This is a genomic window from Verrucomicrobiota bacterium, from assembly GCA_034440155.1.
GTDB lineage: Bacteria > Verrucomicrobiota > Verrucomicrobiia > JAWXBN01 > JAWXBN01 > JAWXBN01.
In genome coordinates this window covers 1-12,982 of the sequence record JAWXBN010000092.1, presented here as the reverse complement: position 1 = coordinate 12,982, position 12,982 = coordinate 1, and the positions used below count along the sequence as shown (strand labels likewise).

General features: G+C 51.3%; 19 protein-coding genes and 1 pseudogene. 10 read left to right on the top strand and 10 right to left on the bottom strand.

Annotation, left to right across the window (positions count from 1 at the left end):
- Nucleotides 1-242: 242 nt before the first annotated feature.
- Together purE and SGI98_09795 are read right to left on the bottom strand one after the other, a co-directional pair.
- Nucleotides 243-752: a 5-(carboxyamino)imidazole ribonucleotide mutase gene (gene purE / locus SGI98_09800; GenBank protein ID MDZ4743694.1), complete on the bottom strand. Its 510-nt coding sequence runs from the start codon at nucleotides 750-752 to the stop codon at nucleotides 243-245.
- A 42-nt stretch (nucleotides 753-794) separates the two neighbouring features.
- Complete coding sequence (locus SGI98_09795; GenBank protein ID MDZ4743693.1) at nucleotides 795-1,154, bottom strand: lysozyme inhibitor LprI family protein; 360 nt, start codon at nucleotides 1,152-1,154, stop codon at nucleotides 795-797.
- Between the two features lie 97 nt (nucleotides 1,155-1,251).
- Between SGI98_09795 and SGI98_09790 the strand changes: the two genes are divergently transcribed.
- Nucleotides 1,252-1,842: a hypothetical protein gene (locus SGI98_09790; protein MDZ4743692.1), complete on the top strand. Its 591-nt coding sequence runs from the start codon at nucleotides 1,252-1,254 to the stop codon at nucleotides 1,840-1,842.
- Nucleotides 1,843-1,909: 67 nt separating this feature from the next.
- Nucleotides 1,910-2,785 carry a dTDP-4-dehydrorhamnose reductase gene (gene rfbD, locus SGI98_09785; protein MDZ4743691.1) on the top strand — a complete coding sequence of 292 codons (876 nt, stop codon included), beginning with the start codon at nucleotides 1,910-1,912 and terminating at the stop codon, nucleotides 2,783-2,785.
- 54 nt (nucleotides 2,786-2,839) lie between these two features.
- Here the strand turns inward: rfbD and SGI98_09780 are convergent, their stop codons facing one another.
- The 3 genes from SGI98_09780 to SGI98_09770 form a co-directional block, all read right to left on the bottom strand.
- Nucleotides 2,840-3,043 (bottom strand): hypothetical protein, encoded by a 204-nt coding sequence (locus SGI98_09780; GenBank protein ID MDZ4743690.1) that lies wholly within the window; start codon nucleotides 3,041-3,043, stop codon nucleotides 2,840-2,842.
- 6 nt (nucleotides 3,044-3,049) lie between these two features.
- Complete coding sequence (locus tag SGI98_09775; protein ID MDZ4743689.1) at nucleotides 3,050-3,214, bottom strand: hypothetical protein; 165 nt, start codon at nucleotides 3,212-3,214, stop codon at nucleotides 3,050-3,052.
- Between the two features lie 335 nt (nucleotides 3,215-3,549).
- Nucleotides 3,550-4,926: a DUF4159 domain-containing protein gene (locus tag SGI98_09770; GenBank protein ID MDZ4743688.1), complete on the bottom strand. Its 1,377-nt coding sequence runs from the start codon at nucleotides 4,924-4,926 to the stop codon at nucleotides 3,550-3,552.
- A 145-nt stretch (nucleotides 4,927-5,071) separates the two neighbouring features.
- Between SGI98_09770 and SGI98_09765 the strand changes: the two genes are divergently transcribed.
- On the top strand, nucleotides 5,072-5,254 hold the full coding sequence (locus SGI98_09765) for a CoA transferase (protein ID MDZ4743687.1): 183 nt from the start codon (nucleotides 5,072-5,074) through the stop codon (nucleotides 5,252-5,254).
- Between the two features lie 236 nt (nucleotides 5,255-5,490).
- Here the strand turns inward: SGI98_09765 and queA are convergent, their stop codons facing one another.
- From queA to SGI98_09750, 3 genes are read right to left on the bottom strand one after another with little or no spacing between them, the layout of a single operon-like run.
- Complete coding sequence (gene queA / locus SGI98_09760) at nucleotides 5,491-6,594, bottom strand: tRNA preQ1(34) S-adenosylmethionine ribosyltransferase-isomerase QueA (protein ID MDZ4743686.1); 1,104 nt, start codon at nucleotides 6,592-6,594, stop codon at nucleotides 5,491-5,493.
- 11 nt (nucleotides 6,595-6,605) lie between these two features.
- Nucleotides 6,606-6,962 carry a DUF3147 family protein gene (locus SGI98_09755; GenBank protein ID MDZ4743685.1) on the bottom strand — a complete coding sequence of 119 codons (357 nt, stop codon included), beginning with the start codon at nucleotides 6,960-6,962 and terminating at the stop codon, nucleotides 6,606-6,608.
- 41 nt (nucleotides 6,963-7,003) lie between these two features.
- Nucleotides 7,004-7,192: a hypothetical protein gene (locus SGI98_09750; GenBank protein ID MDZ4743684.1), complete on the bottom strand. Its 189-nt coding sequence runs from the start codon at nucleotides 7,190-7,192 to the stop codon at nucleotides 7,004-7,006.
- Nucleotides 7,193-7,349: 157 nt separating this feature from the next.
- Here SGI98_09750 and SGI98_09745 point away from each other — a divergent pair, with 157 nt between their 5' ends.
- From SGI98_09745 to SGI98_09715, 7 genes and pseudogenes are all read left to right on the top strand, one after another.
- Nucleotides 7,350-7,757 (top strand): type II toxin-antitoxin system VapC family toxin, encoded by a 408-nt coding sequence (locus SGI98_09745; GenBank protein MDZ4743683.1) that lies wholly within the window; start codon nucleotides 7,350-7,352, stop codon nucleotides 7,755-7,757.
- Complete coding sequence (locus SGI98_09740; GenBank protein ID MDZ4743682.1) at nucleotides 7,754-7,996, top strand: type II toxin-antitoxin system Phd/YefM family antitoxin; 243 nt, start codon at nucleotides 7,754-7,756, stop codon at nucleotides 7,994-7,996. Before SGI98_09745 ends, SGI98_09740 begins: the two co-directional genes overlap by 4 nt.
- Before the next feature lie 123 nt (nucleotides 7,997-8,119).
- Nucleotides 8,120-9,181 carry a hypothetical protein gene (locus tag SGI98_09735; GenBank protein MDZ4743681.1) on the top strand — a complete coding sequence of 354 codons (1,062 nt, stop codon included), beginning with the start codon at nucleotides 8,120-8,122 and terminating at the stop codon, nucleotides 9,179-9,181.
- A complete protein-coding gene (locus tag SGI98_09730) occupies nucleotides 9,178-9,300 on the top strand; it encodes a hypothetical protein (GenBank protein ID MDZ4743680.1) in 123 nt (40 codons plus the stop codon). Before SGI98_09735 ends, SGI98_09730 begins: the two co-directional genes overlap by 4 nt.
- Before the next feature lie 21 nt (nucleotides 9,301-9,321).
- Nucleotides 9,322-10,416: pseudogene (locus tag SGI98_09725) on the top strand (acyl-CoA reductase).
- Nucleotides 10,417-10,636: 220 nt separating this feature from the next.
- Entirely contained in the window at nucleotides 10,637-11,005 is a 369-nt protein-coding gene (gene queD, locus SGI98_09720; GenBank protein MDZ4743679.1) for a 6-carboxytetrahydropterin synthase QueD, read from the top strand.
- A gap of 75 nt (nucleotides 11,006-11,080) precedes the next feature.
- Nucleotides 11,081-11,350 carry a hypothetical protein gene (locus tag SGI98_09715; protein MDZ4743678.1) on the top strand — a complete coding sequence of 90 codons (270 nt, stop codon included), beginning with the start codon at nucleotides 11,081-11,083 and terminating at the stop codon, nucleotides 11,348-11,350.
- 131 nt (nucleotides 11,351-11,481) lie between these two features.
- On the opposite strand, the gene SGI98_09710 is transcribed toward SGI98_09715, so the two are convergent.
- A complete protein-coding gene (locus SGI98_09710; protein ID MDZ4743677.1) occupies nucleotides 11,482-11,949 on the bottom strand; it encodes a cupin domain-containing protein in 468 nt (155 codons plus the stop codon).
- Between the two features lie 307 nt (nucleotides 11,950-12,256).
- Nucleotides 12,257-12,784: a DUF6678 family protein gene (locus tag SGI98_09705; GenBank protein MDZ4743676.1), complete on the bottom strand. Its 528-nt coding sequence runs from the start codon at nucleotides 12,782-12,784 to the stop codon at nucleotides 12,257-12,259.
- Between the last annotated feature and the right edge of the window lie 198 nt (nucleotides 12,785-12,982).

Sequence of the window (12,982 nt, the reverse complement as noted above, 5' to 3'; positions counted from 1 at the left end):
GGGCTATTATTTTCCACCCGCGCAAATCGCTCCAATCGTTTGTCGAGCTCGTCAAGTTTCGAGCGCAATGTACGTGCCTCGTTTTGTAAATCCCACAGGCTATCCTTATTTTGATCCATAAAAACCTCAATTGTTAATTCAAAGCCCGAGCATAATCCCCTCTGGTGCCGAGAGCATAATCGATATTTTTGGTGCGACAATCGATTTTATCCATGCGGGAATCCCCGGTAGGCGAAAGGGGCTTAAACCGGTTTGAGCTTTACACTGGCGGTCTGGGCGGCGCGGAATTCCTTGAGCAATTTGCGCAAGGCCGGGTATTTGATCGAGAGGATAGCGACGGCCAAAAGCCCGGCATTGGTCGCCCCGGCTTTACCGACGGCCAACGATGCCACCGGCACCCCCGCCGGCATTTGTGCAATGGACAAGAGGGAATCAAGACCTTTGAGGGCCTTACTTTCGACAGGCACCCCCAGTACGGGCAGCGGTGTGAGGCTCGCCGCCATCCCGGGCAAATGGGCTGCACCACCGGCTCCGGCTATAATCACATCAAGCCCCTTTTTTTCGGCGGATGAAGCATATTCAAAAAGGCGTCTAGGTGTGCGGTGGGCACTGACAATATTCACGACATGCGGGACTTTGAATTTCTTCAGGATATCGGCGGCGTGTTGCATAGTTTCCCAGTCGGACTGGCTCCCCATAATGATTCCAACAACAGGCTTCCGCGGCAGTGATACAGGCTTTTGCGATTTCATAAGGGATGTCTATAGAGGTTTCCCGCCCGGACTTCCAGAAAATCATTGAGCATAGGCCTCATAATTTTCTTTTAAGGACTTTACGCGTGCCTCCGTTAGATTTGCCATAGTCGCAAAGAGGATCATTGGTTCTATCGTGCCACCTTTACAGTCACTGGTGGCATACTCCGCCTCTGCATCCCGATAGGCGACCCAGGCGCGTTGAGCTTTTTTGAGCTTTTCTTTGGCGGACTCATCGACGACTTTCATCAGCTTGGCATATTCCAGATTCAGTTCTTTGTCGGCTTTTTCATATCGTTGCTCTTCAGATTGGTTCATTTCCTGTTGTGTTTGCGCCTTCAGCGGGCAAAAGATCATGCAGTACGAGAATAGAACGAGTAGGGTGAAGGAAAGATTTTTCATCATGGGTGACGGAAATTATGATACGGGATCACCCCCGGAGTAAATGACGATTTTTGAGAATTGTATTCCGTAGGGAGGTCTGTTATCACCTTGGGTCATGAAGATCCCCTCCCTTTTCTTATTTATATTCATCACATTTATATCCTTTGTCCCGGCTGGTGATCCTCCTGCCAATGATTTCACCATTGTCTTGGGTCAACGTGTGGGTCCACTCAAGAAAGGGGCGGGATTAGCCGATATCCAAAAAGCTTTCGGGGAAAAGAATGTCGAGGAAGGTGATTTGCCCGGTCCGGAAGGGACAACGATGCCGGGGGCATGGATTTTTAAGGGCACAGATCAGGAACTCCAAGTGATGTGGGAACCCGAGACAAAAACAAAAAAGGTTTTTTCTGTCATCGTCATCGGTCACACATGGAAATTTAACAACGGCCTGAAGCTGGGTTCATCCATGGAAGACGTCGAAAAATTCAACGGGGGGCCTTTTCAAATCTCCGGGTTTGATTGGGACTACGGTGGCTGGGCTTCTTTTGAAGGCGGCCAACTCAATAAACTTGTTGCCATTCGTTTTTATCCCTCGGTCGAAAACCCTGATCCGTCCCTGAGTGGTGAACAAGCCATCCCGACAACCAATCCCGAGCTCCGGGCGGCAAAACCAAAAGTGACAGAGTTAATGGTCATGATGCAATAAACGGATTAATCGGGAATGGTAAAACGATTGAAGTAATCCGTACTTCGCTGTAATAAGGTTCTCACTTATGCGTCAGAAAATCATGATTACAGGGGCCGGGGGGCGGTTGGGCGGGGATTTATCGAATTGCTTGGATACAGAAGTCTTCGAGGTTTTCGGATTTAACCACGCGGAGCTCGACATCACCGACGCGCGCAAATTGCGCGGGGTCTTTGAGAAGGTTAAGCCCTCTGTCGTGGTGAATTGTGCTGCGCTGACCAATGTGGACTTTTGCGAGACACATCGTGAAGAGACTTTTGCCGTCAATACCAAAGCGGCGATCCAACTGGCGGGATTATCGCGGCTTTTTGATGCATACTACATCCATGTCAGCACGGATTATGTTTTCGACGGCCTGAAAAAGGAAGCCTACCGCGAGGACGACACGGTTCATGCCGTAGCCGTATATGCAGAATCAAAAATCGCCGCCGAACAAGGGGTGATGGAACGGAATGCTCAAGCTTTAATCGCACGGGTCGCCTGGGTCTTTGGCCCCGGTAAACCCGGCTTTTTCGAGTATGTATGGAAAACGATCCAAACCGAAAATAAACTCTCCATTATCAGCGATAAATGGGGAACGCCGACCTATACCCTAGATTTTGCTGAAATGATCCGCCCGATTTTTGACCTGCGGCCTTCCGGCATTTTGCACATGAGTAACTCAGGAGGAGCGGCCTGGATTGATTACGCAAAGGAAATCTGGATGACCGCCCGAGACCTCGGCATAGACGTGAAGTGTGACCACATCGATCCGATCACCCTAGCGGACATGAAACAATTTGTCGCGGTGCGCCCACCCTACACGGTTCTCGATACGACCAAGTATGAGCTACTCACCGGCCGCAAAGTCCGCCCTTGGCAAAAAGCCGTCCAAGACTACTGCATGAAGCTCGCGAAGGTTTAAAAAATATTTAATCCTTTGAGCCCGAAGTATTTTGCGGCACCAAGCATATGGTGGTCATTCGTATAGATTTCTTTGGACCCCATACTCCATGGCCGAGATCAAATGAAGGGCATCGGCTGAACGCAGGAATACCGTATGAGGAAGCTTCGCATAAATACCTCTCGTTTTTGAAAGGATATTGTCGGATAAATCCCACCAGAAAAAAATATCATTCTCGCTATCATCATGAAACTTCAAAATGACCTCATTGAGTTGCATTTTGGTTCATTTCCCGTTACGGAATTTCCGGTGGAGCGCAGCCACCATTTCTATTTGGGCAAATTTACTCCTGTGGACGACATGATTCCCCGCGAGGTCACGCACAGCAGTATACCCGACACCTTCACAATAGAGACGGGCAAGGTAGCTCGTATCGAAATAAATACTCATCACACGGCCTCGTCACGGTCCTCGGAGATGATCCCGGTAATATCCCGTCCTCCCCCAGAGCTTACCTTTTAACGCCTTGAACCCCGACCGCAGGATGCGCTCGTCGATGGTTTTGGAACGCGGTTAGTAGGGTCGTATCGTAGCGACAGGTTTTCCGTTGTCTGTGACGATGACCTCTTGGTATTTTTTGGAAAGTCACACCCATTCACCGGTTTTTTGATGAAGCTCCCGGATAGAAATTATTTTCATGTTACACGGTGTGACACGCGCTCGTTTTAAAGTCAAATACACAAAGAAAGATGTCCTCGGCTTTTTTTTCTGATTCCTCCCCCCCCTCATGACCTCGGGCCTTTTTCCAGAGCGTCCTGGTATTGGAGGAGGAGATGGACGACGATATTCATACCGAGTCGGTAGGCCTGGATAACGCTGTCGCGGTTGACATTACGGTAATACGTCTGGCGCCGTGACCACAGGGCCCGGTTGGTGTAGGTTTCATTCGGCTTTTTTTCGCTCCCCTCGTCGTAGACTTCGACGATTTTTTCATCCTTGTCGAGGGCGACTTGCCAGAGGTTCCCGTAGGAATTCATCGTATAGATCACCCCGATCTGGTCGCCGACCATCATGACCTGGATGGGGTTTTGAAAATAATTAATGCCGGAAGGCACCGTCTTGGCCAAGCTGCCTTTCTGGCGGAAGATCTCGTGTTTATCATCAATCGCCTGGAAAGCCTGATCGTCGTCGGGGAGTATCCGCCGCATCTCCCTCCGGAAGGCGATGTCGAAACGGGAATTTTCCCCCGGCATTCCGGCATCACCCCAGATGACCCCGCCTGCCATGAGGAAATCGCGCAAATTGCTCACCTCCGCCTCGGTGAGTTTAAAATCCTTGTGACCGGTGAAGTAGATGAATGCCACAGGAGGCTTGGAATTAAAGAGGGCCGCGCGGTCCGAGAGATTTAAGGGAACAGCTTCGACCTGAGCTTTGAGCCGTTTATTCCACCGGCTAATCTGGGTCATCAGGTTTGGGATCGCCCCATAGGTGATCCGTTTGCCGTCCGGGGAGAGTTTGACATTGTGGTCCCAATCCCCGCCTTGGTATTGGGCGACGTAACAAGTAAATGTCGCCTGCACTCCCGTGACCCCATTTTTATCTGTTTTACCAATGTCATAACCTTTCCCATGAGTAGATTCCCCGATCCGATCACGGATTTTATTCAGGCGTTCACGATCAATTTGCTGTGTGGAAATCCGTGGTACGGGAGGCCGGAGTTTTGCAGGGGTGCGTATATTCCCCTCAGTCGCGACAATGATCGTGGATCCTGTGCTGATACCGGGATCAGGAATCTGGAATGCCCCCGGACCAGCATCGGCCATAATAATGGTTTTTATGTCGGGGGCTTTGAATTCTGTAGAGGGTTGAGTCATCGGCGACGGGTCAATAGATGGGTCAGTGGCGACCGGATCGGCGGGAACAGGCTCCGCTGAGGTCTGTCCAGATTTGCCCGTGTCGATAAATACATCGGGATCGCGGAGATCCTTTACCGGAATAATCTGTGTGGCAACGACCCAACCCCCTAAAACGATGAGGGCCACCAAATGAATCACGAGTGCGACCAGGAAAAAGCCTGACCCGAGCAATTTGCTCAAAAGCTTCTGCGGTCCATTTTTCTTTTGTTGAATGTGATGGATCGGGGGTTCAAGAATTGCGGGCATGATGGGGGGACTCCTGTTCGTGTTAATGAATCAGACCCCGGCCTGGGGGAAAAAGTTCCCCCACTCTAACAAATATTTCTGAGTCCTTTATTGATAAGGATTATCACGACAAACAAGGGGGGTGAAAATGAAATCATGAGACGGAATCAGGGTAATAGACTTTTCACGGGTATTAGCAGGACCATATTATCCCATGATATTAGCCGAGGTGACTAAGGTGGAAATGCCTGTTACCGGAGGCGACGCACGGACCTACGCCCCATTTGTGAATGGGCAGAGTGCCTATTTTGCTAATATTAACCGCGGCAAAAAATCCTCCGCACCCTGAATTTCAAACCCCCGAGGCCAAAGTCCAGGAAATCATCCGGATATCGCCGCGAATCCCCCCGATGCGCATCAAAAAGATCCAGGGTTTGCGCCGTGAAGTTTACGACAGCCACGATCACGCCAAAGGCATCGCGGCTTTCCTCGACAAAAAGGAAACCGATTTACCTCGGGGAATAAGGGTTTTATCCTCTCCCGATCTCCCAAAAGGCGGATGTCTTTTGGGAGGGCGCGGACGGTTTACAAAATCAGCATACAATCGCCGTAGCTGAAGAAACGGTATTTCTCGCGGACGGCTTCCTCGTAAGCGTGCATGATATAGTCCCGCCCTGCCAAGGCACTAATCATCATCAGGAGAGTCGATTGGGGCAGATGGAAATTCGTCAGTAAGGCTCCACAAATTTTAAATTCATACGGCGGATAAATAAAAATCTCCGTTTTGCCCCCGCTCAGATCGGTGGGGTTCACCATCCATTCCTTCCCATTCCGGATGGTCTCCACACGCTCAGGAGTCTCGCATTCCTCCGCCTTCACCGCGGCACTCTCCAGTGTGCGCACCGACGTGGTCCCCACACACACGACCCGTTTGGCTGAGTTAATCCTACTCGCTGTTGGTTCAGGAATAAAATAGGATTCCGCATGCATTTTGTGTTCAGCCACAGTGTCCACTTTGACCGGGCGGAAAGTGCCGATCCCGACGTGTAAGGTGACAAATACATGCGCAAATTGCGCCAGCATCTCCGGGGTAAAATGGAGTCCCGCAGTCGGGGCGGCGGATGACCCCGCCATTTGCGCGAAAGTGGTCTGGTAACGCACTTTATCAAGCTCATGAATGTCTCCATCCGGTAACGTAGCGGCGGGCAGCGATGGCGCATTCCCACGGGCTGCCAGGGCTGAATAATCCCTCCTGATATAAGGCGGCAACGGCATCACACCGATGTCATCGGGGTCGAAGTCATGGCTAAACTCCAGCAAACGCGCCCCTTCCTCGAGAATCTCTAAGACACGCGCTTTGACGGTGCCAAAATCCAGCTCCATCCCCGGCCGTGCGCGTTTCCCAGGTTTAACCAATGCCTCCCATTTCGCCGGACCTCTTTTTTCCAAAAGCAAGATTTCAAGTCGGTGATCGACCGTGAAAGCCCTCGCCGCGATGACTTTGGTATTATTCAATACGACGAGGTCATCGGGTTTGAGATAACGGGAAAAATTCGACACGACATCATGGGAGATTGATCGGGTGGAACGGTCGAGGACCATCATACGCGCATCCGAGCGCTGGGCGGCGGGTGTCTGAGCGATGAGTTCCTCAGGCAAATGAAAATGGAAGTCGGATGTTTTGAGCATGGTCCAGAGGGCTAAGGCATTAGAGTGATCCCGAAAAATTTAGTAAGCCAAGCGGTGATGGCAAAGCAGATGACCGTGATAGCGATACAAATGGTTAATGCCAGCCAGAAATGGACTCCTTTAGAGAGGAGTAAAGGCATGGCAAGGAACATCGGTAATGTCGGAATCACGTACCAGAATGTGTAATACGCATGGTTAGCGATTTTTTCAGTCCCCTGTTTTTCGAGATACAGCCAGATCATCACCATCACGGTGACCAGTGGCAACGAAGCAAGCAAGGCTCCCATCCGATCAGTCCGCTTGGCGATCTCGGAAACCGCGACAATAACAAAAGCCGTCACCAAATATTTAATGATCATTTGTATCATAAACTTTTCTCCGCACATACTTTACCTGTATCACGACCGTTTCACAAGGCCGAAGGTAACTCAATAACCGTCGGCTCAACCATCCCACCATACAGGATCTCGGCGACTTGCCGGATCACTGCGTCGATGGAGCTATTTTCCGGCTCAAAGACTTTACCCGTAAAAAGAATCAGACCGCTTTCTTGATGACGAATCCGACTTGTCCCGGAGACTTTCTTTCTCCGACCCACCATTTTTCCTTCCACCCCCCCCCCTTACGATAAGAGTTACTCACCCTTTCCCGATTGTCTTGTGGACAGTCCGTGGAAAATAACACGAACGATTGAAAATCGTCGTTCTCCAAAAGGCAGATTGACGAGCCTATCGTCTTGTTCAATTGTACAGGTAGTGGCAAAAGAAAAGAAATTGGTGGTCGATGCGTCCGTCGTGTTGGCGGTCATCCTTAATGAGCCGGAAAAGCCTGAGCTCGTATCGATTACTGAAGGGGCGACCCTTCTTGCGCCTGGCTGTCTGTCCTGGGAGGTATGTAACGCATTTTCAGCGATGTTAAAGCAAAAGCGAATGGGTCTGTCTGTTGCATCGAAGGCACTGTCGATATTTGGTAAGATTCCCATCCAGGAGATGGAGATTTCTTTCGTGGACGCGTTGGAATTATGTGACCGTCACGATATACACGCCTACGATGCCTATTACCTGCATTTGGCTAAGAGGTCTTCCCTCACCTTACTGACTCTGGACCGGAGGATGGCGGAGGTTGCCGAAAAGGAAAATATACAAGTCAAAGGAATCAAATGAAATTATATACCTACAGCGATGCTAGGCAGCAATTTGCCAGCGTTTTGGACACTGCCAGTCGGGAAGGAAAAGTCTTAATCCGAAAAAGGGACGGCAGTCTATTTGCTCTGATACCCGAGCCAAAGGCCAAGTCACCTCTCGATGTCGTGGGTGTCGCCACTGACGTGGAGACATCTGAGATGATCGCCACCCTCAGAGCTGAAAGAGGGCGAGCCAGAGCGCGCACTCTACGTCGCTAACGCTTGGCGGCTCCTCAAACCCGCGGGCACGCCCTCCGCATCTTGGCGGTTGACACCGGGGACTGGAATTTGCTTCTATCTCACTCAAGCTGTCGCCGTTCAACCAGCTCTAAAAAACGTGCTATGAATCCACTCGATATAAAAATCATTTCCGCCATTCAAAACGGGTCTTTTGACGAGGACACTTTTAATTCCCTCGCATTGGAGATATTCACCCACCAATACCAGAGCAATTTGCCTTACCATCGTTATGGTGATTCACTCGGGAAAAGCCCTACGCAAATTGCGCGTTGGCAGGATATCCCCGCTGTTCCACAGACAGCTTTTAAGGAGTTCGACCTTTGCACATTTCCCGTCGAGAATGCCGTCAAAATCTTCCACACCAGTGGCACGACCACACAGGTACCCGGTAAACATTATCTGGACACACTCGAACTCTACGAGATTTCCTGTCTAGAGGGTTATCACCGCACGTTCGCGCCATTTGCCCCGCTTAATTTTGCCATTCTCGCGGCCTCCCCGGCATTGGCTCCCCATTCCTCTCTCTCTCACATGCTCGATGTCTGGTCTGCGCAATTTGCGCCACGCGGCTCCTTTTTCTTTTGGAATCCCGACGGGCTGATGATCCAAGCTTTTATTGATGCCATGAAAATGGCTGTCGATTTTAAGGAACCCCTTTTTGTCATGGGAACCGCTTTTGCCTTTGTCCATTTGATGGATGCACTCCAAAAGCGTGGGGAATCCCTCAAGCTGCCCGCAGGTAGTCTCGTCATGGAAACCGGCGGTTATAAAGGTAAATCCCGGGAATTAACCAAAGCGGAGCTTTATGCATCCCTCACGTCCACACTCGGGATACCGGACGAGAATATCTTTAATGAATACGGTATGACCGAGCTCGGGGTCCAGTTTTATTCCCGTGGGTCCGGGGGCATCCACACCGTCCCACCCTGGGCACGCGTGCAAATTGTCTCGCCCAGTAACGGCCAAGAGGTCGCCACCGGACACACCGGGCTCGTGCGGATTTTTGACCTGACCAATCGAGGCTCTGTCATCGCGATCCAAACCGAGGACGCCGCCGTCCGCCATGAAACCGGATTCTCTCTCCTCGGGCGTGTGAACCGCGCCGAAACACGCGGTTGCTCCATCGCCGCCGATGATTTGATCGAGAAAGGCAAAAAATCATGAGCCGCCCCTCCACATCCGAACGCGCCACACTTTTGGCCGGTATCCTGTCGGGTTTCCCGCAGCTCGGGCAGATTGCCCCGGGAGATTTGCTCTCCCTGCTCGATGCCGAACTCGGTTAACCGGCGGACTTAGAGCAATTTGTCCCTTACCCTCGCGGAATCTCTAAACGCGCCCGGCCTCCCCAGAGCATTTTGCATATCTGCTCCGGGAATCTCGCCAATCCGGGTATCTTATCACTGACCTTTGGCCTCCTGCTCGGTTCTCAAAACCTCGTGAAATTACCCCGAAACACCTCGGCCAATGATTTCCTCCAAGTCCAGGCCATACCCGCAAAATCAGAACTCGAACGGTTCATCGCCGCTCTCCCCGAAAACCTCTCCGCCGATGTCACCGTCGTGCGTGAACTCTCCGACACGCAAATTGCGCAATCCGAAGTGGTTATTGTCTATGGTTCAGACGAGACCTGTGGCAAATTACGCCGGAAGGTAGGCTGGAACCAGAAATTCATTACTTATGGCCACCGGCTTAGTTTCGGAATTGTTTTGCAAGAAGGAATCACTCCCGAGACGGCTAAGAGAATCGCTTGGGACACAGCTATTTATGACCAACAAGGCTGTCTCTCCCCGCACGATATTTATGTGCAGGAAGGCGGCCCCGTCAGCCCGACTGGATTCGCCGCGCAAATTGCTCAGGAGCTGGAGTTATTTAAAATACAAGCCTCGGCCCCTAAATTCATTTCTGAAGATTCTGCTGACTCAGATGTAAACCCAGACCTTTGCCGTCATTATGGGGTGAGCTTTGAGCGGTCATTGGAGGAACAATCGGAACTGATGCATTTGCGGAGTAGCTACACCTTCCGCAGTGCCAATGATCCACGGGTGAAAATCTGGCAATCGGAGGGGGATGACTTCTGGACTGTCATATATGAGGATGAAAAACAATTTGCGACGTCTTGCCTGAATCGGGTGCTTTTTATCAAACCCTTCCGCAAACTCTCCGAAGTCGTCGAGGCCACCGCCCTTTACCGCCCTTACCTATCGACCATCGGGGTCGCCCCGCTCGCCGGGTTACCGGAACAATTTGCGCTGACACTCGGCGCACTGCGTTATTGTGAACTCGGGACCATGCAGAGCCCTCCGCTTTTCTGGCTCCATGACGGACGCCCAAATCTCGCCGATCTAGTCACCTGGGTCGAACGCGAAGAATCCACAGAGGGCACAGATATACACAGATGATTTTTAAAAAACGATTCATGGAAGATGATCATTATCAACACTTTAAACCTCTGGAGGGCGGAGCTTCTATGCCCCCACAGCCTGATTATCAGGCCAAGCAATGGTCTCGCGGGAGCTCCACACTAAAGGGGTTCAAAAAGAATCCACAGAGGGCACAGATTACCTTTAACCCTATACTAATTACCAGACACCAATAACTATCACACTCTCTCTCCCCTCTATGAAAATTAAACTCGAAAAAGACTTTTTCTTTGAAGCCGCCCATAAACTGCCGAATGTCCCGCCCGAACACAAATGCGCGAGACTCCACGGACATAGTTATAAGGCCCAGATCATGATCGAAGGCGAGATCGACCCGGTGAGTGGCTGGTTCATGGACCACTCGGAACTCTCCGCGATTGCCAAACCCATCATTGATGGCCAGCTCGACCACCGTTATCTCAATGACATTCCCGGCCTCGAAAATCCCACCTTCGAGAATATTTCCCAATGGCTCTGGAACCGTCTCAAACCCCAGCTCCCCGGCCTCACCCGCATCACCCTCCACGAAACCCCCACCTCCCGCTGCATTTTCGAAGGGCCACGATAGGAAACTTTTTGAACCCCGCCAAGGGGACAATCAACCTCAGAGTCGTGGAGAACGCAGGGGGGGGGGAGAGAAGTTATGAAGCTTGATAAAGTAGAAAAAGAAATCGAGGCACTCTTTAAGCGCGGTGAGATATTGTTGGCCAAACCAGACAAGAAACTTCTGGAGCAGCTGCATTCCGCCACCGAGAAATCTCTCAAGAAGGATCGGCGTATCAACATTCGACTCTCTGATCGAGATCTGGTCGGCATGCAAAGAGTCGTCGCCGCCCGGGGAGTGCCCCATCAGTCGTTGATATCCGGATTGATCCATCAGTATGTCGAGGGGGATTTTGTCCAGAAATCATAAAGGGGAATTTGCCTGAGCAGCAAGAGTCCATGACATCAGAATGTCTCCCAATGGCTCTGGAACCGTCTCAAACCCCAGCTCTCCACCCTCCACCTCAAGCGTCCAGTGCTTAAGGACATATCTCATTTGATCTAATGCGGGGCGAGGAGTTCCAGATCATACTGGGGGGCGATCTGTATCAGTTTGGCGATGTCCTCGGGGGAAGGGATTACTGGTGCATCCTGTCGGCTCTGCAAAGGCGTGCCGATTTCGACGAAGAAGTTTTCAAGTCCGGCGGGTGTTACGGTGATAATCATTCGTCCGGGTGTGGTACCCACATTTTTAAAGTGATGCGGCACGTCCCGGCGCCCGAATACAGACTCTCCTGCTCGAACGCAAATTGTTTTGCCTGCGACGATGAATTCAAATTCGCCGTCGATGATATAAAATGCTTCGTCCTCCCGATGATGGATGTGTGGAGGTGATCCACTGCCCGGTGGAACAAATGCTTCAAAGACAAAATAGGCTCCATCGGTCATGTCACCAGTAAGGAGAAAAGTATAACGGTCTCCGACGACCGAATAAACGGGGTAGGAATCAAATAGTGAGTGTGGGCTCATGAGTGAATGAGCGTCCAGCGAGATTCGCTGGAGCTCATGGATAGGCGGCCTTTCACTGTGTAAACGAGTGCCGGTGGGTATTAGGACTTTTTGTCTGCGTAGCGGCTAAAACGGTTCGAAAGAATAAAAAACGTAGGCGCCCATAGACCAACAAATATACCGAATCTCTCCGCGTGCGCTTGTGTATCTGGCCCAGTGCCGCCCGTGTAAAACCAGATAAGGATGGATCCCACTATGGAAGCGAAACCGAGGATAAAGCAGATATTACTGAGTTTGGCGTGGTGTGTGCATTTCATATATTTGTCTTCTAGTCTATCATGAGGTGATTCGTGTCAGCCGCCGGATGCGGAACTGATCGCTTTTTACTAGGAGAGTGTAACAGGCTCGTTTGCGGAATAGAAGACAAAAAAACGAGTCCCGTGACTTGGTTAGGAGTTAGGGGTTGAATGCGGGTGTGCGTGGAGAGCTGGTCTAGCTCGTCGAATTGCTCCGTGCTTCGCGGACTGTAGCCGAAGATTCGAATCATGCTTTTGCCAGTCCGGGAATCGAGTCCGAACTGCTTTATGAGAGCTTCAATCCACGCGGAGTGATCGGTCACCACCGGCGCGAGCAGCGCATTCCTTATTTCTTTTTGGAGAAACGCCACGTCCATCCACTCGACGGAAATCAGCGGGAACGGAAGATGGTAAAACCACTCGACGTCCCATACCGATACCGGTCCATTAACACATTTGACGCGGTAACTTGGCTTCCACACTTGCTCCCGCATCGCGGCAACGAACTCATCCCACTTCGTATCGTTCGCCAGCCCGCACAAGCCACACTCAGCAATCACGCGCTTAATCTTGGCTCGTTCCTCGGGCGAGCGAGCGCTCCTAGCGTTAGGAGGCGAAGGATTCATTCTTTGCCTAACGTCCAAGGTGACTCACGGCTACCCACGGCGCGGCTCCTGCCAAGGAGCGAAGCGACAGCAGGAGACATGACGCGGGTGAGCGTTGAGTGGACCGCCTTGTTCGGCTTTATTGGTTCTCAT

What these genes read in the sequence shown, in the direction of transcription:
- queA (MDZ4743686.1), bottom strand. Translation starts at nt 6,594, where the DNA reads ATGCTCAAAACATCCGACTTCCATTTTCATTTGCCTGAGGAACTCATC.
- SGI98_09740 (MDZ4743682.1), top strand. Translation starts at nt 7,754, where the DNA reads ATGAAATTATATACCTACAGCGATGCTAGGCAGCAATTTGCCAGCGTT.
- rfbD (MDZ4743691.1), top strand. Translation starts at nt 1,910, where the DNA reads ATGCGTCAGAAAATCATGATTACAGGGGCCGGGGGGCGGTTGGGCGGG.
- queD (MDZ4743679.1), top strand. Translation starts at nt 10,637, where the DNA reads ATGAAAATTAAACTCGAAAAAGACTTTTTCTTTGAAGCCGCCCATAAA.
- SGI98_09735 (MDZ4743681.1), top strand. Translation starts at nt 8,120, where the DNA reads ATGAATCCACTCGATATAAAAATCATTTCCGCCATTCAAAACGGGTCT.
- SGI98_09780 (MDZ4743690.1), bottom strand. Translation starts at nt 3,043, where the DNA reads ATGCAACTCAATGAGGTCATTTTGAAGTTTCATGATGATAGCGAGAAT.
- SGI98_09770 (MDZ4743688.1), bottom strand. Translation starts at nt 4,926, where the DNA reads ATGCCCGCAATTCTTGAACCCCCGATCCATCACATTCAACAAAAGAAA.
- SGI98_09795 (MDZ4743693.1), bottom strand. Translation starts at nt 1,154, where the DNA reads ATGAAAAATCTTTCCTTCACCCTACTCGTTCTATTCTCGTACTGCATG.
- SGI98_09790 (MDZ4743692.1), top strand. Translation starts at nt 1,252, where the DNA reads ATGAAGATCCCCTCCCTTTTCTTATTTATATTCATCACATTTATATCC.
- SGI98_09715 (MDZ4743678.1), top strand. Translation starts at nt 11,081, where the DNA reads ATGAAGCTTGATAAAGTAGAAAAAGAAATCGAGGCACTCTTTAAGCGC.
- SGI98_09775 (MDZ4743689.1), bottom strand. Translation starts at nt 3,214, where the DNA reads ATGAGTATTTATTTCGATACGAGCTACCTTGCCCGTCTCTATTGTGAA.
- purE (MDZ4743694.1), bottom strand. Translation starts at nt 752, where the DNA reads ATGAAATCGCAAAAGCCTGTATCACTGCCGCGGAAGCCTGTTGTTGGA.
- SGI98_09755 (MDZ4743685.1), bottom strand. Translation starts at nt 6,962, where the DNA reads ATGATACAAATGATCATTAAATATTTGGTGACGGCTTTTGTTATTGTC.
- SGI98_09710 (MDZ4743677.1), bottom strand. Translation starts at nt 11,949, where the DNA reads ATGAGCCCACACTCACTATTTGATTCCTACCCCGTTTATTCGGTCGTC.
- SGI98_09730 (MDZ4743680.1), top strand. Translation starts at nt 9,178, where the DNA reads ATGAGCCGCCCCTCCACATCCGAACGCGCCACACTTTTGGCCGGTATC.